This window comes from Streptomyces sp. NPDC102279 (genome assembly GCF_044766365.1).
GTDB lineage: Bacteria > Actinomycetota > Actinomycetes > Streptomycetales > Streptomycetaceae > Streptomyces.
The window spans coordinates 34,549-54,173 of the sequence record NZ_JBIWLU010000026.1; the positions used below are offsets into that span (position 1 = coordinate 34,549).

Below are 19,625 nucleotides of genomic sequence, written 5' to 3' on the forward strand. Positions count from 1 at the left end.
GGGCGAAAGACCGCTGTGCCCGCGGTGCACCCGAGCAGGGGACCCCGGCTCACGGGAAGGCCGGGCGTCGGAACCCGGGGACGGCGGGGAAGCCCGGCGGACGAAACCGGAGGCGGGGCACGCCTAGAGCTTCCCGATGTCACCCCGGGGCATCTTCGGTACGCGCCGCGCCGGCACCCGCCCCGACAGCAGAATCAGCCGAGCCGCCCGATGCCGCTGCCCGGCGTACGGCTCCAGCAGCTCCAGCATCGCCGCGTCGTCCGCGTCCCGGTCTCCCGCGAGCGCGTACCCCACGATCCCCGGGAGATGAAGGTCCCCCACGGTCACGGAGTCGGCCGCACCATGACTGCGCTGTACGACCTCCGCGGAGGTCCAGGGCCCGATTCCGGACACCAGCTCCAGCCGCTCCCGCGCCCGCACGGGATCGAGCCGCACGGCCTCCTCCAGCCGGGGAGCGACCCGTACGGCCCGCAGGACGGTGGACGCCCGCTTGTCGTCGACACCGGCGCGGTGCCACTCCCACGAGGGGATCAGCGCCCAGGTCCGGGGCGCCGGCATGACGTACATGCGCTCGGGCGCGGGTCCCGGCGCGGGCTCGCCGAACTTCCGGACGAGCAGCCGCCACGCCCGGTACGCCTCGTCGGTGGTGACCTTCTGTTCCAGGACGGACGGGATCAGCGACTCCATGACGAGTCCGGTCCGCACCAGCCGCAGCCCCGGGCGCCGGTGCCGGGTGACCGCGACGAGGCGGTGCCGGGGTTCGAAGGCGTCGGGATCGTCGGCCGCGCCGAGCAGTTCGGGGAGCCGGTCGAGCAGCCAGTCGGCGCCTGGTCCCCAGGCCTCGCCCCGGGCCGTTCCGCCCGCCAGGGTCACACGCAGGGTGCCGGGCCCGGCGGGCGTGCGGCAGACCCGCCACACCGAGCCGTCGGGTGTCGTACGGAACGTCGGATCGCCGGGGCCGCGACGCAGCGGCCCGAGCACCAGCCCGAGGTCGAGCGGCCCCGGGGGGGCCCAGGTGCGGACGCGGGCGGGCTCGGCGGCCTGCCGCGGGACTCCGCCGGGCACCACGACATGCCCGCCGCGCACGGTCGTACGCGTCGGCCGGGGAGCGAAACGTCCAGCCACGGATGAGGTCCTAGGGGTGCTCGGGGTGCCCTACGAGGGTAGGCGGTCGCCCGGCCGGAAACGCACCGTTCGCGCGACCGCCCGAAGGACGGCTCACCGCACCTCGACGAACGCCTCCGCGTCCCGCGCCGGGCGGTCCCGGGGTTTTTCGGCCGCGTGGCCCACGGCCACCGCGCCCATCGGGTCCCAGTTCGCCGGCAGGTCGAGCGCCTCGCGGACGACGTCTCGGCAGAACATCGTCGACGACACCCAGGCGGAGCCGAGCCGTTCGCCGGCCAGGGCGACGAGGAAGTTCTGCACGCCGGCGCCGGTGGCGACCACGAACATCTCCCGCTCGGCGCCGTCCCGTCGGGCGTCGCCGTACGTGTGGGAGCCGTCCATGACCAGGCACGGCACCACGAGGTAGGGCGCCCTGCGCAGCACGTCGCCGCGGCGGACCCGCTTGGCGACCGAGTCCTCGCTCTTGCCGTCGGCCCGCAGGTCGGCGGTCCACGCGTCCCGCATGGCGTCGAGCAGCCGCGTCCGCGACTCCTGCGACTCCAGGAGCACGAACCGCCAGGGGGTGGTGTGGTGCGGCGCGGGGGCGGTCACGGCCGCGGCGACCGCCCGGCGCACGGCACCGGGGTCGACGGGCTCGTCCGTGAAGGCCCGGACCGTACGCCGCTGGGTGACCGCTTCCCGTACGGCCTCCGAGGTGCCGAGCCGGAACATGTCGTCGTGGGCGCCCCGGACGATGGCCCGCGCCCCCTCGCCGTCGCCGTCGGCCACCAGGTGGGCGAGCCCGCGCACGACGGCGACGGGCCGTCCGGAGGCCTTGCCCTTGACGAGGTCACCGGCGGCGGCGAGTTCGTCGGCCGTGGCGACGACGGTCGCGCTGAGCGGATTGCCGTGCGCGTCGGTGCCGCCGCGCAGGTCGTCCAGCACATGGACGCCCGCCGCGCCGATGGCGACGTCGGTGAGCCCGGTGCGCCAGGGACGCCCGAAGGTGTCGGTGACGACGACGCCGACGTCGACCCCGAGGGTGTCCCGCAGCCCGTCGCGGATCGCCCGCGCGGACGCGTCGGGGTCCTCGGGCAGCAACAGCACGGTCCCGGTGGGGGTGTTGGAGGCGTCGACCCCGGCGGCGGCCATCACGAGCCCCTGCCGGTTCTCGACGATCCGCAGCGCGCCGCGGCGTGCCACGACCCGGACGGTCTCGGCGTCGATGGCGGCCTCGCGATCGGCGGCCTCGACGATCCGGCCCTCAGCCTTGGAGACGATCTTGGAGGTGACGAGGAGCACGTCCCCGTCGGCCAGGTCGGGGCCGGCGGCCGCGATGAGCTTCGCGAGGTCGTCGCCCGGGCGTACCTCGGGCAGTCCGGCCGGCGCCCAGACCCGGTAGCCGGGCACGGTGTGCTCCGCCGGCTCTCCCGGTCCGGAGGGTCCCGGCGTGTCCACGGTGTTCACGGAGTCCGTACCTCCTCCGCCAGGGCGAGGGCCTCACGGGCCATCCGCGCGGTCGCGTCGAGGTCGGTCATCATCAACGGGATGGCCCGGCAGCGGATGCCGGCGCTCTCGACGCGCTCCACCACGGAGGCGTCCACGGTGTCGACGAGCCAGCCGTCGAGGAGTCCCGAGCCGTAGTGCTCGGCGACCGCGGCGGCCGTGGACTCGACGCCGACCGCGGCGAGCACCTTGTCGGCCATGCCGCGCACGGGCGCGTCACCGACGATGGGGGAGAGGCCGACGACGGGCACGCCCGCCTCGGCGATCGCCTCACGGATGCCGGGCACGGCGAGGATGGTGCCGACGGAGACGACGGGGTTGGACGGCGGGAAGAGGATGACGTCGGCCTCGGCGATGGCTTCGAGGACCCCGGGGGCCGGCTTGGCCTGCTCGGCACCCACCGGCACGATCGCCTCGGCCGGCACGGAGGCCCGCAGCCGCACCCAGTACTCCTGGAAGTGGATCACCTTGCGCTCGCCGGCGGCTCCGGCCGGGTCGCCGTCGGGCAGTGTGACGGCGACGTGCGTCTCGACACGGTCGTCCGACATGGGGATGAGCCGCACGCCCGGCTTCCACCGGTCGCAGAGCGCCTCGGTGACGACGCTGAGCGGATAGCCCGCGCCGAGCATCTGCGTACGCACGATGTGCGTCGCGAAGTCGCGGTCGCCGAGCCCGAACCACTCCGGTCCGACCCCGTACGCCGCGAGTTCCTCCTTCAGATGGAAGGTCTCCTCGGCACGGCCCCAGCCCTGCTCCTCGTTGATGCCGCCGCCGAGCGTGTACATCACCGTGTCGAGGTCCGGGCAGACCTTCAGCCCGAAGAGATGGATGTCGTCGCCGGTGTTGCCGATGACCGTGATGTCCGCGTCCGGGGCGGCCCGCTGGAGACCACGCAGGAACCGTGCACCACCGATACCGCCTGCCAGAACCACAATGCGCATGGGGTTCAGTCTCGCAGGCGGCGGCGACGACGTGTCAGCCGGTCAGGCGACCTCGGCCCCGGCGGGCGCGGCGGCCGGCGCCACGTTCCCGGCGACCGCGCAACGGGCCGCGTGCATCGGCATCTCGGTGAGCCCCGGGTAGTAGACGTGCAGGCTGACGGCCCCTTCGAGCGAGTCGTTGACGACCTCGTGGGCGTAGCCGGGCGCGAACACCCGCTGCGCGCCGGAGCCCAGGGCGCGTGTGCCGCGCTCCGTGCGCTCGGTCAGCGCGCCGTCGAGGACGGTCAGTACGCCGGAGGAGCCGCCGTGGCCGTGCAGCCCGCTGCCCTGGCCGGGCACCCAGGACAGGAGCCAGACCTCGTAGCCGGGTCCGGTGCGCAGCCGGTGGTACCAGCGGGAGGTGGCGTCGTACTCGACGAGGTGCTCCCACTGGGAGCGGTCGGCGGCGATGGAGCGCGCCATGCCGACGAAGTCGGCCACGGTGACGGGGTGTTCGCGCGGCGGCTGGAGCAGGTGCGGTACTTCCAGGATGTCGCCGGCGATCTGGAGGTCGCTGTCGCTGTTCATGGGTGCGGTGGTTCCTCGGCAGGAGAGTGCTGGGGTGTCGCTGGCCGTTTCCGCCCGGGTCGCGGGCGGGGGTTCACGCCCGGGTGAGGGGCGGGAGGGGAGTGCCCTGGTGGGGCGGTCGCCCGGAGGGGGCGGGGGTTTCGCCTCAGTGGCGGCGAGGCAGCCGGAGCGCGGTAGGGCTCAACAGCTGGAACAGCAACAACAGCTACAGCGGACGAGGGCAGCACCGTGGGACCCGGCGGTGCGGGTCGAGGTGGATGCCAAGTTCGCGAGCATGCCCATAAGGTCACCGCTTCACACCCCTACTGTCAACTTCATGTCCGGTATGTGGGGGATGTTTCACCTCATCCGGTTCATCTGGCAGGCGAAAGGTTTGTTCACCAGGCTCTCCGGACACATGGCGCACAACCGGGCGCACAAACCTCAGCGCGAGCCCGTGATCCCTATGTGATCAGGTTCGCTTCGAGGTTCGCGTCGGAACGAGATCGAACTCCTGGCCGTCTTCCCCCGTAAGCGGGAGTGGACGTCCGGCCGGACCCCTTGGGCTGTCAGGGTTTATGCCGATTTGAACACTTTCCGCATAGCCTTGGTTCCGCAGAGTGAATAAGGGGCCCAATAGCAGATCTCGGCTTGACTGGCCCGGATCGGCACACTTGTAATTTCACTCGTGTCGTTCAGCCGAAATCGGTGACGGCAGCATCACGGGGACGCGAAAGACAGACGAGGGGCGCACATGACCGAGCTGGTGCAGCAACTGCTGGTCGACGACGCGGACGAGGAACTCGGCTGGCAGGAGCGCGCGCTGTGCGCCCAGACCGACCCCGAGTCCTTCTTCCCCGAGAAGGGCGGCTCCACCCGCGAGGCCAAGAAGGTCTGCCTCGCCTGTGAGGTCCGCTCCGAGTGCCTCGAATACGCGCTCGCCAACGACGAGCGGTTCGGCATCTGGGGCGGTCTGTCGGAGCGGGAGCGGCGTCGCCTCAAGAAGGCCGCCATCTGAACGACCGCCCGAGGGGCGCTCGCACGAAGAAGGACGCTGTCCGAAAGCAGTCGCACGGAAAAGCGTACGGAAAACAGCCGTACGCACGCGTGGGAGCCGCCGACCAATCGGCACACACGCTCACGTAACGAACGGCCCGTCGCACGTGGGTTATCCACAGGCGGCGGGCCGTCGTCCTGCCCAGCCGTTAGTGTGGGCCCTCGTCCGAGACGTCCCGCTGTCCCCGCCGGACACAGACGTCCACCGCAGTCCATCGAACCGGGGCCCGTACCTCGATGTCCGTGCACAGCCATTCGGCAGCCCGTCACGACGCAGCTGCCGCCCCTGAGTTCCCGCGCCACGTGGTGACCGCGGTGCTCGTCTCCCATGACGGCGCCCGCTGGCTCCCCGAGGCGCTCGCCGGGCTGCTCGGCCAGGAGCGCCCCGTGCAGAACGCGGTGGCGGCAGACACCGGCAGCGCGGACGGCTCCGCCCAGCTGCTCACCGACGCCCTCGGAGCCGAACACGTCCTGCACCTCGCCCGCCGCACGGGATTCGGCCAGGCCGTCGAGGAGGCGACCCGCACCGCCGGTCTGCTGACCCCGGACGACCTGCCCTACCTGAAGCGGCCGAGCGGCTGGGACCCCGTCACGCGGAGCTGGCGCGACGACGCCTACGACCTGCCGGACCTTCCGTACGGCGAGCCCGAGCAGTGGCTCTGGCTGCTGCACGACGACAGCGCCCCGGAGCCCGACGCCCTCGCCCACCTGCTGCGCGTCGTGGAGAACGAACGCGAGCTGGGCCACGAGGTCGCCGTCGTCGGCCCCAAGCTCCGCGGCTGGTACGACCGCCGCCAGCTTCTCGAAGTCGGCGTCACCATCGCCAACTCCGGCCGCCGCTGGACCGGTCTCGACCGACGCGAGCAGGACCAGGGGCAGCACGACCACGTCCACCCGGTGCTCTCCGTCTCCACCGCCGGCATGCTCGTCCGGCGCGACGTCTTCGAGGAGCTCGGCGGCTTCGACCGCCGGCTGCCCCTGATGCGCGACGACGTCGACCTGTGCTGGCGCGCCCAGGCCGCCGGCCACCGCGTCCTCGTCGCCCCGGAAGCGGTCGTACGGCACGCCGAGGCCGCCTCCCGCGAGCGCCGCACCGTCGACTGCGTGGGCCGCACCTCCGCGTCCCCGCACAAGGTCGACAAGGCGGGCGCCGCCTACACCCTTCTTGTCAACGCCCGCACCGCACAGCTCCCCTGGATCCTGGTCCGCCTCGTCCTCGGCACCCTGCTGCGCACCGTCGCCTATCTCGTGGGCAAGGTCCCCGGCCAGGCCGTCGACGAGATCCGCGGCCTGCTCGGCACCCTGCTGCGCCCGGAGCGGATCATCGCAGGGCGGCGCAGGCGCGGCCGCCCCCAGGTCGACAAGGACGAACTGCGGGCGCTGTTCCCGCCGCCCGGCGCGACCGTGCGGGCCACCGTCGAGCAGGTCGCCGGCAATCTGGTGGGCCGCTCCGACGCCGAACTGGTCACGGGCGCCGGCCGGCACGGCGGCGCCGTCGAGTCCGGACCCGGCGGCGACGACGGCGACTTCCTGGAGATCGAGCAGTTCGCCCGGCTCAAGCGCATCGCGCGCAACCCCGGCCCGATGGTCTTCCTGGTCCTCCTGTTCGTCTCGCTCCTCGCCTGCCGCGCCCTGCTCGGCGGCGGAGCACTCGCGGGCGGCGCGCTGCTGCCCGCACCGTCCGACGCCTCCGAGCTCTGGTCGCGTTATGTCGACGGCTGGCATCCGGTCGGCGCGGGCGACACCCAGGCCGCGCCGCCCTACCTCGCGCTCGTCGCGATGCTGGCCTCCGTGCTGCTCGGCTCCACCGGACTCGCGGTCACGGTGCTCCTCGTGGCGTCCGTGCCGCTGGCCGGCTTCGCCGCCTACTTCGCCTCGCGCCCGCTGGTCGAGTCACGCCTGCTGCGCGCCTGGGCCTCCGTCGCCTACGCCTTCCTGCCCGCCGCCACCGGCGCGCTGGCCGGCGGCCGCATCGGCACCGCCGTCCTCGCGATCCTGCTGCCGCTCCTCGCGCGCGCAGGCGCCGCGGCAAGCGGTCTCGCGCACTCCTCGGGAGCGCGCGGCAGTTGGCGCGCCACCTGGGCCTACGCCCTGCTGCTGACGTTCACCACGGCGTTCACGCCGATCGTCTGGCCCATCGCGCTGATTCTCGGCCTCGCGCTCCTCGCCGTGCGCCGCAGGGAACTGCCCGCCTACGGGCTGCGTTTCCTGGCCCAGCTCGGCACCCCGCTGCTGGTCCTCGCCCCCTGGTCGCTCACGCTGCTGCCGTTCGGCTTCTTCAAGGAAGCCGGCCTGGAGTACGGAGCGAGCGCGGCCACCGCGCTCGACCTGCTCGGCGCGAGCCCCGGCGGCCCGGGCACGGTCAGCGGCCTGATGCTCTTCGGTGTCGTGCTCGCCGCCCTCGCGGCCCTGCTGCGCACCGAGCGCCAGGCGGGGATCAGGACCGCCTGGATCGTCGCCCTGGTGGCGCTCGTCCTCGCGGTCCTGTCCAACAGCTCCACCTGGGCCGGCCCCGCCACCCTCGTCTACGGCCTCGCGCTGCTCTCCGCCGCGGCCGTCGGAGCCGACGGGGCCCGCGCGCGGGTGGCCGAGCAGAGCTTCGGCTGGCGCCAGCCGGTCGCCGCGCTCATCGCCTTCGCCTGCGCCGCGGGCCCGCTGCTCATCGCCGCCGGATGGATCATCGGCGGCGCCGACGGACCCGTGGAGCGCCGCGACCCGGTGCAGGTGCCCGCGTTCGTCGCCGAGGAGAGCGGCACCCGCGACCAGGCCCGCACCCTCCTCCTCGACAGCCGCTCCGCGGCCCAGGTCGGCTACACGCTCGTCCGCGGCTCGGGCGCCCGCCTCGGCGACGCCGAACTCGCCTCGGCGGGCGGCGAGAACAAGAAGCTCGACAAGGTCGTCGCCAACCTCGTCGCGGGCTCCGGCGCCGACCAGGCCGACGAACTCGGCGGCTTCGCCGTGCGGTACGTCCTGGTCCGCAAGGGCGCGCCCCGCGAGGTGAGCCGCGTCCTGGACGCCACCCCCGGCCTGGCCCGGCTCAGCCAGCAGGACGGCAGTGCCCTGTGGCGCGTCAACCGTCAGGTGTCGCGCGCCGCGATCGTCCCCGCCTCCGGTGAACCGCAGTCCATCGCCGCCGGAGCGGTCGAGGTGCACACCACCGTCCCGACCGGCGCCGAGGGCCGCGTCCTGCGGCTCGCCGACAGCGCCGACCCGGGCTGGACGGCCACCCTGGACGGCAAGCCCCTCACCCGCACCACGCTCGACGGCTGGGCGCAGGGCTTCGAACTGCCCTCGGGCGGCGGCCGGCTGGACGTCACCTTCGACGCCCCGCTGACCCACACCGCCTGGCTGTGGGCCCAGGGCGCGCTCGCCCTCGTCCTCGTCGTGCTCGCCCTGCCGGGCCGCCGCCGGGACGTCGACGACGACCTGCCCGAGGAGCGGGCCGTGCCCGCCCAGGACGCGACGGGAGACGGCCGCCGCGCCCGCCGTCTGCGCGCTCAGGCGGAGGCGGATGCCGAGGCATCCGACGAGGACCTCGACGGCGCGTCCGCCGTGGACGAGGAGGTCCCGGCCGGCGCCGTCCCGCACCAGCAGACGTACGGCGAGTGGGACGCCCCGAGCTACGCGGGCGCCGAGTACGGCACCTACGGCGCCGAGCAGTACGACGGCACCGGGGAGTACGCGAGCGGCGGCTACCAGCAGCCGTACCAGGCGGACCCCTACCAGGGCGGCCAGTACGACCCGTACGCCTACGGCGGCACGACGCCCTACGACCCGGCGTACGGCCAGGGCTACGACGCGAACGGCCGGCCGTACGACGCCCACGGCCAGGGCTACGGCACGGGCGAGCAGGGCTACGACCCGGCCTACGACCCCACGCAGTCCCCGCCGCACGGCAACGACAGCGAGCGCCCCGACGGGAGCCAGCAGTGAACCGCACCACCCTGTCCCTGATCGCCGGCGCGACCGCGCTCGCCGCGGTCACCGGATTCGCCACGCTGCAGTCGCCGGACGCCTCCGGGGACGACACGGCACGGGCGGCCGCGCGGCTGCCCGTGGAGCGCACCAGCCTGCTCTGCCCGCAGCCCAGCACCTCCGAAATCGCCGACACCGCGTACACGTCGTTCACCCCCGTCGCGGAGGGCGCGGGCGGCAGCGGCAAGGCCGAACTGGCAGCGGCGACCGAGGAGTCGGACGGCGGCAAGAAGAGCGGCGGCAAGGCGTCCAAGCCCGTCGTGCGGCCCAAGGAGCCCGGCAAGCCCGCCACCGGTGACGCCTCGGGCTCCCAGGCACCCGCACTCGTCGGCACCGCGGAGGGCAAGTTCGCGCCCGGCTGGACGGTCCAGGAGACCACCGACGTCGCCGTGGGCACCGGACGCGGCCTGCTCGGCACCAACTGCACCGCTCCGGACACCGAGTTCTGGTTCCCGGGCGCCAGTACGGCCGACGACCGCACCGACTATGTGCACTTGACCAACCCGGACGACTCGGCGGCCGTCGTCGACATCGACCTGTACGGCAAGGACGGCACCCTCAAGTCCACGGTGGCCGACGGGATCACGGTCCAGCCGCACGCCAGCGAGCCGATCCTGCTGAACACGCTGACCGGCGACCCGGAGACCAACCTGACGGTGCACGTGACGGTCCGCAGCGGCCGGGTGGGTGCCGCCGTGCAGGCGCTGGACGACAAGATCGGCGGCGACTGGCTGGCCGCCTCGGCCGACCCCGCCGGCAGTCTCGTCCTGCCGGGCATCCCCAAGGACGCCACCTCCGTCCGCCTGGTCGCCTTCGCGCCCGGCGACACGGACGCCGACCTGAAGGTCCGCCTCGCCTCGCCCTCGGGCCTCATCACCCCGGCGGGCCACGAGACGCTGCACGTGAAGGCCGGCATGACCTCCGCCGTCGACCTCGGGGACGTCACCCGCGGCGAGGCGGGCTCGCTGGTGCTCACGCCGAGCGATGCCTCCGTCCCGGTCGTCGCCGCCCTGCGGGTGGTGCGCGGCAAGGGCGACAGGCAGGAGACCGCGTTCATCCCGGCCACCGCCCCCGTCGGCACCCGCGCGACGGCGGCCGACAACAGCGCCAAGGGCTCCACTCTCGCCGTCACCGCGCCCGGCAAGGCGGCCACGGTCAAGATCACCGCGTCCGCGGGCAGCGGCGGCGGCACCGCGGTGTCGAAGACGTTCACCATCAAGGGCGGCACCACGCAGAACGTCGAGGCACCGGTCCCGAGCGCCCTCAAGGGCACGTACGCCCTCACCGTCGAGCCCGTCTCCGGAGGCCCGGTCTACGCCTCCCGGATGCTGGCCGCGACGCAGGACGGCGTTCCCGCGTTCACCGTCCAGACCCTCCCGGACGACCGGGGCACGGTCTCGGTGCCGGAAGCGGAACAGGACCTCTCGGTGCTGCTCGGCAAGTGAGGCGGGGCGGGTGACCGCGTACGGGTGATCTCGGGCCGGTGACGCGGCTCGGGGGGTGGTCCGGCCCTGCGCTCAGTCCTCGCCGTACCGGGGATCGACCGTCTCCGGGGTCAGCCCCAGCAGTTCCGCGACCTGTTCCACGACGATCTCGTGCACCAGGGCGGCGCGCTCGTCGCGGCTCTTCGTGCGGATCTCGACCGGCCGGCGGTAGACCACCACGCGCGCGGGGCGGCCCTCGCGTGCGGCGATCGTGCCGCCCAGGGGCACCGCCTCGTCACTCCACTCGTCGCCCGGGCCCTCCAGGCGGGGCACCTCGAGGACCATGAAGTCGATGTCGGCGAGCTGCGGCCAGTGTCGCTCCAGCCGCTCCACGGAGTCCTGCACCAGGTCCGCGAACACTTCGGCACGGCTCGCCGCGAGCGGCACCTGGGGTGGTGCCACGGGGCCGCGCATGCCTCGGCCATGGCGGTCACGGCGGCGGGGACCGGCTGGTGCGGCGCGGGGCGGTACGGGGTTGTCCATCACTGACGAAGAGTAGTCCCCACCCGGCCCGGCCGCCCGGCCCCACGCTGCGGCGGATCACCGACCGCCCGGCCGACGCCCGGCGGTCCGGCTTCCGTTCCGGATGTCGCCCGATGACCATTCCGGCCAAGGTTGGGCTCGATTCCGTATCTTTCCAGGACCGTCACTGACATGGCAATTGACATGATTTGCGCCAAGTGGTGACCGGACACAGGTCTGTTCGGTGCCGTCGGCGGTGATGTCCCCCCAGGTCAGGGGGTGATGATCGAAAAGCGGTGTGGGCGGTCTCACAGGACGACACGGTGGGGTGACCTGGGGGAGAGTCGTCGCGGCCCGCTCAAGAGTGCGGTACCGTCCAACGTCGTGAGCCTTGTACGTCGCTGTTCGCGCACCGCTTGCGGCCGTCCCGCCGTCGCGACGCTGACGTACGTCTACGCCGACTCGACCGCGGTCCTCGGCCCGCTCGCCACCTACGCCGAACCCCACTGCTACGACCTGTGTGCCGAGCACTCCGAGCGCCTCACCGCGCCGCGTGGCTGGGAGGTCGTGCGGCTCGCCGACTCCTCGGGTCCCGCCCGTCCCAGCGGTGACGACCTGGAGGCGCTGGCGAACGCGGTGCGCGAGGCGGCCCGCCCGCAGCGGCGTACGGCCGAAGCCGGCGGCGGCAGCGCCCGCTCGGCCGACCCGATGGAGGTCGCGCGCCGCGGCCACCTGCGCGTCCTCCGCTCGCCCGACAACTGAGCCGCCCCAAGCAGCCCTCCGTGGCTCGCCGGCCCACCTCCCGTGGCCGCCCCGAGAACCCCGGCACCGTCCCCGCGCGCGGAAGGCCAACGCCTCCTCGTCGCCCTCCCGCCCACCGGCTCGGTGAGGCGGCGGCCACCCGTTCCGGGAGCCGCGCCCGCCCCTTTCCCGATTCCATCGAGCGGCGCACACCCATTGACGCGAAGTTGTCGCGGACACGACGATTCCGTTTGCCGTGAGAAACCGCTTTCGCAGCACGGAATCCCGGGGAGGCATCCGTGTACGTCCAGGAGCTGGAACCCGTCGCCGACTCGCTCGGCCTGTCCGCCCTCGTGGCCGCCCTGCCCCTCGTCGTCGTGCTGGTCCTGCTCGGCGGCGTCCGCGTGAAGGCCCACCTGGCGGGCCTGACCGGCCTCCTGGCGGCCGTGCTGGTCGCCTGGCTCGCCTACGGCATGCCGGTCGGCCAGGCGCTCTCCAGCGCCGCCCAGGGAGCCGTGTTCGGTCTCTTCCCCATCCTGTGGATCGTTGTCAACGCCCTGTGGGTGTACCGGATGACCGTCCGCACCCGGCACTTCGACATCCTGCGCCGCTCCTTCGGGCGGCTCTCGGACGATCCGCGCATCCAGGCGCTCGTCGTCGCGTTCTGCTTCGGCGCGCTCCTCGAAGCCCTCGCCGGCTTCGGCGCACCGGTCGCGATCTGCTCGGTGATGCTGGTCGCCCTCGGCTTCGACCCCGTGCGCGCGGCGGTCGTCGCCCTCGTCGCCAACACCGCCCCGGTCGCCTTCGGCGCGATGGGCACCCCGGTCGTGACCCTCGCCCAAGTCACCGGCCTGCCACTGGACTCGGTCGCCTCCGTGGTCGGCCGGCAGACCCCACTGCTCGCGCTGGTCGTCCCCCTGGTGCTGGTCGGGCTGGTCGACGGCAGACGCGGACTCCGGGAGACCTGGGTGCCCGCCCTGGCGTGCGGAGTCGCCTTCGCCGCCGCCCAGTTCGCCGTCTCGAACTACCTCTCCGCGCAACTCGCCGACATCGCCGCCTCCTTGGCCGGTGCCGCCGCCCTGGTCGCCGTGCCCCGCGCGCGCGTGCCCGCCGCCGAGTCCGTACGGGCGTCGGTCCTGACCGGCACCCGCAGCGAGGACCTCGACGAACGGGACCCGCGCCGCGAAGTCCTGCGCGCCTACGCCCCGTACGCCCTCATCGTCGTGATCTTCTCGGTCGCGCAGATCCCGGTCGTGAAGGACTGGCTCGCGGGGGCGACCCGGACGTACGACTGGCCCTTCCTGGACGTCGTCGGCCCGGGCGGCGAGCCGGTGGGCGGGAACGTCTTCACCTGGCCGATCGTGGCGACCGGCGGCACGCTCGTCCTGATCGCCGGGCTGTGCACGGCCGTCGTGCTCGGGGTGCACGCGCGCGTGGCGGTACGGGAATGGCTCGCCACCGTCCACGAGTTGAGGTTCGCGATCCTCACCGTGACGTCCGTGCTGGCGCTCGCCTACGTCATGAACCTCTCCGGACAGGCCGCGACCATCGGCCAGTTCGTGGCGGCCGCCGGGGCGGGGCTCGCCTTCCTGTCACCCGTCCTGGGCTGGTTCGGCGTGGCCGTGTCCGGCTCCGACACCTCGGCGAACGCCCTCTTCGGCGCGCTCCAGGTGAGCGCCGCGAAGGAGTCGGGTCTGTCGCCCGAACTCCTGGCGGCCGCCAACAGTTCGGGCGGGGTCCTCGGCAAGATGATCTCGCCGCAGAACCTGACGATCGCCTGCGCGGCGGTCGGGCTCGAGGGCCGCGAGGGCGACCTGCTCCGCAAGGTCCTGCCCTGGAGCCTCGGTCTCCTGCTGGTGATGTGTCTGATCGTGGCCGGACAGAGCTCGCCGGTGCTGTCCTGGATGCTCCCGTGAGCCGCTCGCGGACCCGTCCCGGGGCGGACGCGTTCCCTCCCGGTCGGGAAAGGACGGTCCCGCAGGTCGCGGTGGTGCTCCACGGGGGCTCGGTACGGCACCCCGTCGGCGCGGAAGGGTAGTTTGGGCCGACCGAAGTGGACTTCTGGAGGGTTGGCCCGTGACTGCTGATCTGTCGCAGCTCGTGAAGGCGTACGACGTGCGCGGGGTGGTCCCGGACCAGTGGGACGAGCCGCTGGCCGAGCTGTTCGGCGCCGCCTTCGTCCAGGTGACCGGAGCCGACGCCATCGTGATCGGGCACGACATGCGGCCCTCCTCGCCCGGACTGTCCCGGGCCTTCGCGCGCGGGGCCGCCGCCCGCGGTGTCGACGTCACCGAGATCGGCCTCTGCTCGACGGACCAGCTGTACTACGCGTCGGGTGCGTTCACCCTCCCCGGCGCCATGTTCACCGCCTCGCACAACCCCGCCCGGTACAACGGCATCAAGATGTGCCGGGCGGGCGCGGCCCCCGTCGGCCAGGACACCGGCCTGTCCGACATCCGCCGGCTCGCCGAGTCCTGGCTCGACTCCGGCGCCCCGGCCTCGGACGCGACGCCCGGCACGATCACGAGCCGCGACACGTTGGAGGACTACGCGGCCTACCTCCGCTCGCTCGTCGACCTCACCTCGATCCGCCCCCTGAAGGTCGTGGTCGACGCGGGCAACGGCATGGGCGGACACACCGTCCCGACCGTCTTCGCCGGTCTGCCGCTGGAGCTCGTCCCGATGTACTTCGAGCTGGACGGCACCTTCCCCAACCACGAGGCCAACCCGCTCGACCCGGCGAACATCGTGGACCTCCAGAAGCGCGTCCGCCAGGAGGGCGCCGACCTCGGCATCGCCTTCGACGGCGACGCCGACCGCTGCTTCGTCGTGGACGAGCGGGGCGAGCCCGTCTCCCCCTCCGCGATCACCGCGCTGGTGGCCGCCCGCGAACTCGCCCAGCACAGCGGCGGCACCGTCATCCACAACCTCATCACCTCCTGGTCGGTCCCCGAGGTCGTCCGCGAGCACGGCGGCACCCCGGTCCGCACCCGCGTCGGCCACTCCTTCATCAAGGCCGAGATGGCCACGTCCGGTGCGATCTTCGGCGGCGAGCACTCCGCCCACTACTACTTCCGCGACTTCTGGAACGCCGACACGGGCATGCTGGCCGCCCTCCACGTCCTCGCCGCCCTCGGCGGACAGGACGGTCCGCTCTCCGGCCTCGTCGCGGAGTACGACCGCTACTCCGGTTCCGGCGAGATCAACTCCACCGTCGACGACCAGGCCGCCCGCCTCGCCGCCGTCCGGGCCGCCTACGAAGGCCGCGAGGGCGTCATCATCGACGAACTCGACGGCCTGACGGTCACCACCGAGGACGCCTGGTTCAACGTCCGCCCCTCCAACACCGAACCCCTCCTCCGCCTCAACGCCGAGGCCCGTGACGAGGCGACGATGGCGAAGGTCCGCGACGAGGTGCTGGCCATCATCCGGGGCTGAGGCGTCCCGCCCGGCGCGCCGCGGAGGCGCCCGGCCCTCGCGGACACGAGGTGCGTACCCGCCGCAACCGCCGCACAGGCCCTGCCCGGTGCGGGCCCGCGCGCCTGACGAACAGGCCCCCGCGCCCCCGCGCCGGGCTCCCCGCAGCGGTACCCTGACCAGGCCGCATCCACTGTTTCGGAAGGACACCCCATGCCGCTCGAAGCCGGCCTCCTGGAGATCCTCGCCTGCCCGGCCTGCCACGCCCCGCTCAAGGAGCAGGAGACCGAGCTGATCTGCACGGGAGCGGACTGCGGCCTCGCCTACCCGGTCCGCGACGGCATCCCCGTCCTCCTGGTCGACGAGGCCCGCCGCCCCGCCTGACCGGCACGGCCGCCCGCACGGGAGGCCCCCGCGGCGCCGTCCCCGTCCGCACGGGCGGGCCGACGGCGCGGCAACCGAACACAACCCCTCTACAAGCGACGACAAGCGACAGCGCCGCCGTCGTCCGCGCGGGACACCGGCGACACCCCGTCCCGCACGGCGACCGGCACAGCACCCGGCCGGTCCCCGGTCCGACCCAGCGCCGCTCGGCACCTCGCGCGAGCGACCCCGTGCACGCGACACCGGCGGCCGGCGCGCAGACGCCGCCCCGGCGATCGGAGGCTCCCGACCCCATGCTCGACGAATCGCTGCTCGACGACCCGGACGCACTCGCCCGGGCCGACCGGCGGGCCCTGCTCCGCGGCGCGGCCGAGGCCGGCGCCCGGGTGCGCACCGCGGTCCGGCACGCCGCCGAGGCCGGGGTCTCCGAGCTGAAGCCGGACGGCCGCCCACGCGCCGTCCTGATCGCCGGCCCCGGCATGGCCGCCACCGGCGTCGCCGAGTTCCTCGGCACCCTCGTCGGAGCGAGCTGCCCCGTCTCGCGGCTCACCCCCCAGGGCGTCGCCCCCGCCGCGGGCGCCCTGCGCTGGGAACTGCCCGGCTGGGCCGGCCCCGTCGACCTCCTGCTGATCGCCACCCCCGACGGCAGCGAACCGGGCCTGGACCTCCTCATCGAGCAGGCCTACCGGCGCGGCAGCACCGTCGCCGCCGTGGCCCCCGCCGGCTCCCCCCTCTCCGGCTGGGTGGCGGGCATCCACGGCCTGTTCGTCCCGATGGCGACCGCCCCGTACGAACCGGAGGAGCCGATCGCGGCCTCCGCGCCCGGCGTCCTGTGGGCGCTGCTCACCCCGCTGCTCGTGCTCCTCGACCGCACCGGGCTCGTCTCCGCCCCTCCGGAAGCCCTGCAGAAGGTCGCCGACCGCCTCGACCGCGTCGCCGAACGCTGCGGCCCCGCGATCGCCGCGTACAGCAACCCCGCCAAGACCCTCGCCGTCGAACTGGCCGAGGCCCTCCCGGTGATCTGGACGGAAGGCACCTCGGCCGGACCGGCGGGCCGCCGTTTCACCGCCGCGCTCGCCGAACTCGCCGGCCGCCCCGCGCTGACCGCCGAACTCCCCGAGGCACTCGCCTCGCACAGCGTGCTCCTCGCGGGTGCCCTCGCCGCCGGCGCGGACCCCGACGACTTCTTCCGCGATCGCGTCGAGGAGGCACAGGCGCTGCACGCGCGCGTGGTGCTGCTCCGCGACCGGCCCCTCGGCGGCATCAGCGCGGCCCCCGCCGCCCGCGAACTCGCCCTCACCCACGACACCGCGATCAGTGAGCTCGAACCCGAGGAGGGCGCCGAACTGGAGACCCTCGCCGAGCTGATCGCCACCACGGATTTCGCCGCCGTTTACCTGGCGCTCGCCTCGGGGGCCTGACCTGGAACCTGTCGTCACATCCCCGTCTGCCCGGCGGCGCCCCGCACGTTCTCCGGGCGAGCGACGCGGAGATGACGACAGGACCTGGAGCGGGTCCCGCGACCGGCACCCCCGGACGCCGGGTCCCACCACCGCAACCCCGACGCCAGGCCTCCTCACCGGCCCTCCGCACGGAGCGGGCCGCGCAGCGCACGTATGGAGAAGAAGACACCGATGGACCGCCTCGACAACACCGTCCGCCCCTACGCCTGGGGCTCCACCACGGCCATCCCGCACCTGCTCGGCGTGGAGCCGACCGGCGAGCCGCAGGCGGAGATGTGGATGGGCGCCCACCCGGGCGCACCCTCCCGCACCGAGCGCGGTCCGCTCGACGAGGTCGTCGCCGAGGACCCGGAGAGGGAACTCGGCCGCGCCGCCGTCGCCAAGTTCGGCCCCCGCCTGCCGTTCCTCCTCAAGCTCCTCGCCGCCGACGCCCCCCTCTCCCTCCAGGTCCACCCCGACCTCGAACAGGCCCGCGAGGGCTACGAGGACGAGGAGAGCCGCGGTGTCCCGATCGACGCCCCGCACCGCAACTACAAGGACGCCAACCACAAGCCCGAACTGATCTGCGCTCTCACCGAGTTCGACGGATTGTGCGGCTTCCGCGCCCCCGAAGCGGCGGCCGACTTCCTCGCCGCCCTCGACGTCGACGCCCTCAAGCCGTACGTCGACCTGCTGCGCGCGCACCCCGAGGAGGCCGCCCTGCGCGAGGTCCTCACGGCCGTCCTCAGCGCCGACCCCGACGACATGGCCCACACGGTCACCGAGGCCACGGCCGCGTGCGCCCGCCTCGGCGGCGACCACGCCCCGTACGCCGACCTCGCCCACCACTACCCGGGCGACCCCGGGGTCATCGCCGCGATGCTCCTCAACCACGTCCGGCTCCAGCCCGGCGAGGCCCTGTTCCTCGGCGCCGGCATCCCGCACGCGTACCTGAACGGCCTCGGCGTCGAGATCATGGCCAACAGCGACAACGTCCTGCGCTGCGGTCTGACCCCCAAGCACGTCGACGTCCCCGAACTCCTGCGCGTGGTCCGCTTCGAGGCGAGCGACCCCGGCGTCCTGCGCCCCGAGGCGTCCTCCGACGGCGAAGAGCTCTACGCGACCCCCATCGACGAGTTCCGCCTCTCCCGCTACGCCCTCGCCGAGGGCGCCGCCCCCCGCGACCTCACCCGCGGCACCCCGCAGATCCTGCTCTGCACGGCGGGTTCCGTGCGCGCCGACGGCATCGATCTCACGCCCGGCCGCTCGGTGTTCGTACCGGCCGGCGAAAAGGCCGAAGTGTCCGGTTCCGGCACGATCTTCCGTGCGACAGTGGTCGCCTGACGGGACGACAGTGCCGCCCTGGGGCGCCGCGGTCGGACCGGGCTGCAAGAATGGCCCACCGCAAAGGGCGGGCAAAGCCCGGACCGGGGTACGAGGGTACGAACGGGGTCCGGACGGCGTACGAAGGGACAGCAGGAGCAGATGAGCGCTTCAGGCGGCACCAAGGCGATCATGGCGGCACTCGGCGCCAACCTCGCCATCGCGGTAGCGAAGTTCGTGGCGTTCGCGTTCAGCGGCTCCTCCTCGATGCTCGCGGAGGGCGTGCACTCACTCGCCGACTCCGGCAACCAGGCACTCCTGCTGATCGGCGGCAAGAAGGCCAAGCGTGCGGCGACCCCGGAGCACCCGTTCGGCTACGGCCGCGAGCGCTACATCTACGCGTTCCTCGTCTCGATCGTCCTGTTCTCGGTCGGCGGCATGTTCGCCGTCTACGAGGGCTACGAGAAGATCAAGCACCCGCACGCGATCGAGCACTGGTACTGGCCGGTGGGCGTCCTGATCTTCGCGATCATCGCCGAGGGCTTCTCCTTCCGTACGGCGATCAAGGAGTCCAACCAGCTCCGCGGGACGCACTCCTGGTCCCAGTTCATCCGCCGCGCCAAGGCCCCCGAGCTGCCCGTCGTCCTCCTGGAGGACTTCGGCGCGCTCATCGGTCTGGTCCTCGCCCTGTGCGGCGTCGGCATCGCCCTGCTCACCGGCGACGGCACCTGGGACGGCATCGGCACCGTCTGCATCGGTGTCCTGCTCATCCTGATCGCCCTGGTCCTCGCCGCCGAGACCAAGTCGCTGCTGCTCGGTGAGTCGGCGGGCCCGGAGAACGCCGCGAAGATCGAGGCCGCGATGGTCGACGGCGACACGGTCACCCGCATCATCCACATGCGCACGCTCCACCTCGGCCCCGAGGAACTCCTCGTCGCGGCGAAGATCGCCGTCCAGCACGACGACACGGCCACCGAGGTGGCCTCCGCGATCAACGCAGCCGAGGCCCGTATCCGCGCGGCCGTCCCGATCGCCCGGGTGATCTACCTGGAGCCCGACATCTACAGCGAGGCGGAGGCCGCCAAGGGCGCCGACCGCGACGCCACCCCCGGCGGACCGGCCCCGTCGCCGTCCGACCACTGACCTCTCGTCCCTACGACGTCGGGGCCCGCCTGAGATCTCAGGCGGGCCCCGACGTCGTACGGCGGCCGGGCGCCCGGGGTGTCGCCGGCGCCTCGGTGTGC

General features: G+C 73.5%; 15 protein-coding genes. 10 read left to right on the plus strand and 5 right to left on the minus strand.

The window, feature by feature from the left end:
• Positions 1 to 123: 123 nt before the first annotated feature.
• The 4 genes from ACIRQH_RS40360 to ACIRQH_RS40375 form a co-directional block, all read right to left on the minus strand.
• The gene (locus ACIRQH_RS40360; protein WP_388930827.1) at positions 124 to 1,125 is read right to left on the minus strand and encodes a DNA-3-methyladenine glycosylase family protein; all 1,002 of its coding nucleotides are present in this window, start codon (positions 1,123 to 1,125) and stop codon (positions 124 to 126) included.
• A gap of 93 nt (positions 1,126 to 1,218) precedes the next feature.
• Positions 1,219 to 2,562: a coenzyme F420-0:L-glutamate ligase gene (locus ACIRQH_RS40365; RefSeq protein WP_404230511.1), complete on the minus strand. Its 1,344-nt coding sequence runs from the start codon at positions 2,560 to 2,562 to the stop codon at positions 1,219 to 1,221.
• Positions 2,563 to 2,567: 5 nt separating this feature from the next.
• The gene (cofD, locus tag ACIRQH_RS40370; protein ID WP_404230486.1) at positions 2,568 to 3,551 is read right to left on the minus strand and encodes a 2-phospho-L-lactate transferase; all 984 of its coding nucleotides are present in this window, start codon (positions 3,549 to 3,551) and stop codon (positions 2,568 to 2,570) included.
• Between the two features lie 42 nt (positions 3,552 to 3,593).
• On the minus strand, positions 3,594 to 4,118 hold the full coding sequence (locus ACIRQH_RS40375) for a cysteine dioxygenase (RefSeq protein ID WP_388874246.1): 525 nt from the start codon (positions 4,116 to 4,118) through the stop codon (positions 3,594 to 3,596).
• Between the two features lie 733 nt (positions 4,119 to 4,851).
• Here ACIRQH_RS40375 and ACIRQH_RS40380 point away from each other — a divergent pair.
• The 3 genes from ACIRQH_RS40380 (at position 4,852) to ACIRQH_RS40390 (ending at position 10,573) form a co-directional block, all read left to right on the plus strand.
• Positions 4,852 to 5,115 (plus strand): WhiB family transcriptional regulator, encoded by a 264-nt coding sequence (locus ACIRQH_RS40380; protein ID WP_010986447.1) that lies wholly within the window; start codon positions 4,852 to 4,854, stop codon positions 5,113 to 5,115.
• A 275-nt stretch (positions 5,116 to 5,390) separates the two neighbouring features.
• Positions 5,391 to 9,086: a glycosyltransferase gene (locus ACIRQH_RS40385; RefSeq protein ID WP_404230490.1), complete on the plus strand. Its 3,696-nt coding sequence runs from the start codon at positions 5,391 to 5,393 to the stop codon at positions 9,084 to 9,086.
• Positions 9,083 to 10,573, plus strand: coding sequence for a DUF5719 family protein (locus ACIRQH_RS40390; RefSeq protein WP_404230493.1), 1,491 nt, complete (start codon positions 9,083 to 9,085; stop codon positions 10,571 to 10,573). Before ACIRQH_RS40385 ends, ACIRQH_RS40390 begins: the two co-directional genes overlap by 4 nt.
• 72 nt (positions 10,574 to 10,645) lie before the next feature.
• Here the strand turns inward: ACIRQH_RS40390 and ACIRQH_RS40395 are convergent, their stop codons facing one another.
• On the minus strand, positions 10,646 to 11,095 hold the full coding sequence (locus tag ACIRQH_RS40395; RefSeq protein ID WP_358821210.1) for a metallopeptidase family protein: 450 nt from the start codon (positions 11,093 to 11,095) through the stop codon (positions 10,646 to 10,648).
• A gap of 261 nt (positions 11,096 to 11,356) precedes the next feature.
• Here ACIRQH_RS40395 and ACIRQH_RS40400 point away from each other — a divergent pair, with 261 nt between their 5' ends.
• The 7 genes from ACIRQH_RS40400 (at position 11,357) to ACIRQH_RS40430 (ending at position 19,524) form a co-directional block, all read left to right on the plus strand.
• On the plus strand, positions 11,357 to 11,836 hold the full coding sequence (locus tag ACIRQH_RS40400; protein WP_358821181.1) for a DUF3499 domain-containing protein: 480 nt from the start codon (positions 11,357 to 11,359) through the stop codon (positions 11,834 to 11,836).
• Between the two features lie 278 nt (positions 11,837 to 12,114).
• The gene (locus tag ACIRQH_RS40405) at positions 12,115 to 13,731 is read left to right on the plus strand and encodes an L-lactate permease (RefSeq protein WP_358821180.1); all 1,617 of its coding nucleotides are present in this window, start codon (positions 12,115 to 12,117) and stop codon (positions 13,729 to 13,731) included.
• Positions 13,732 to 13,891: 160 nt separating this feature from the next.
• Positions 13,892 to 15,253 (plus strand): phosphomannomutase/phosphoglucomutase, encoded by a 1,362-nt coding sequence (locus tag ACIRQH_RS40410; protein ID WP_404230497.1) that lies wholly within the window; start codon positions 13,892 to 13,894, stop codon positions 15,251 to 15,253.
• Positions 15,254 to 15,445: 192 nt separating this feature from the next.
• Positions 15,446 to 15,616: a Trm112 family protein gene (locus ACIRQH_RS40415; protein ID WP_078943765.1), complete on the plus strand. Its 171-nt coding sequence runs from the start codon at positions 15,446 to 15,448 to the stop codon at positions 15,614 to 15,616.
• A gap of 293 nt (positions 15,617 to 15,909) precedes the next feature.
• Positions 15,910 to 17,037, plus strand: coding sequence for an SIS domain-containing protein (locus ACIRQH_RS40420; RefSeq protein ID WP_358821178.1), 1,128 nt, complete (start codon positions 15,910 to 15,912; stop codon positions 17,035 to 17,037).
• A gap of 213 nt (positions 17,038 to 17,250) precedes the next feature.
• Positions 17,251 to 18,402: a mannose-6-phosphate isomerase, class I gene (gene manA, locus ACIRQH_RS40425; RefSeq protein WP_404230500.1), complete on the plus strand. Its 1,152-nt coding sequence runs from the start codon at positions 17,251 to 17,253 to the stop codon at positions 18,400 to 18,402.
• 141 nt (positions 18,403 to 18,543) lie between these two features.
• Complete coding sequence (locus ACIRQH_RS40430) at positions 18,544 to 19,524, plus strand: cation diffusion facilitator family transporter (protein ID WP_388874227.1); 981 nt, start codon at positions 18,544 to 18,546, stop codon at positions 19,522 to 19,524.
• Positions 19,525 to 19,625 lie beyond the last annotated feature (101 nt).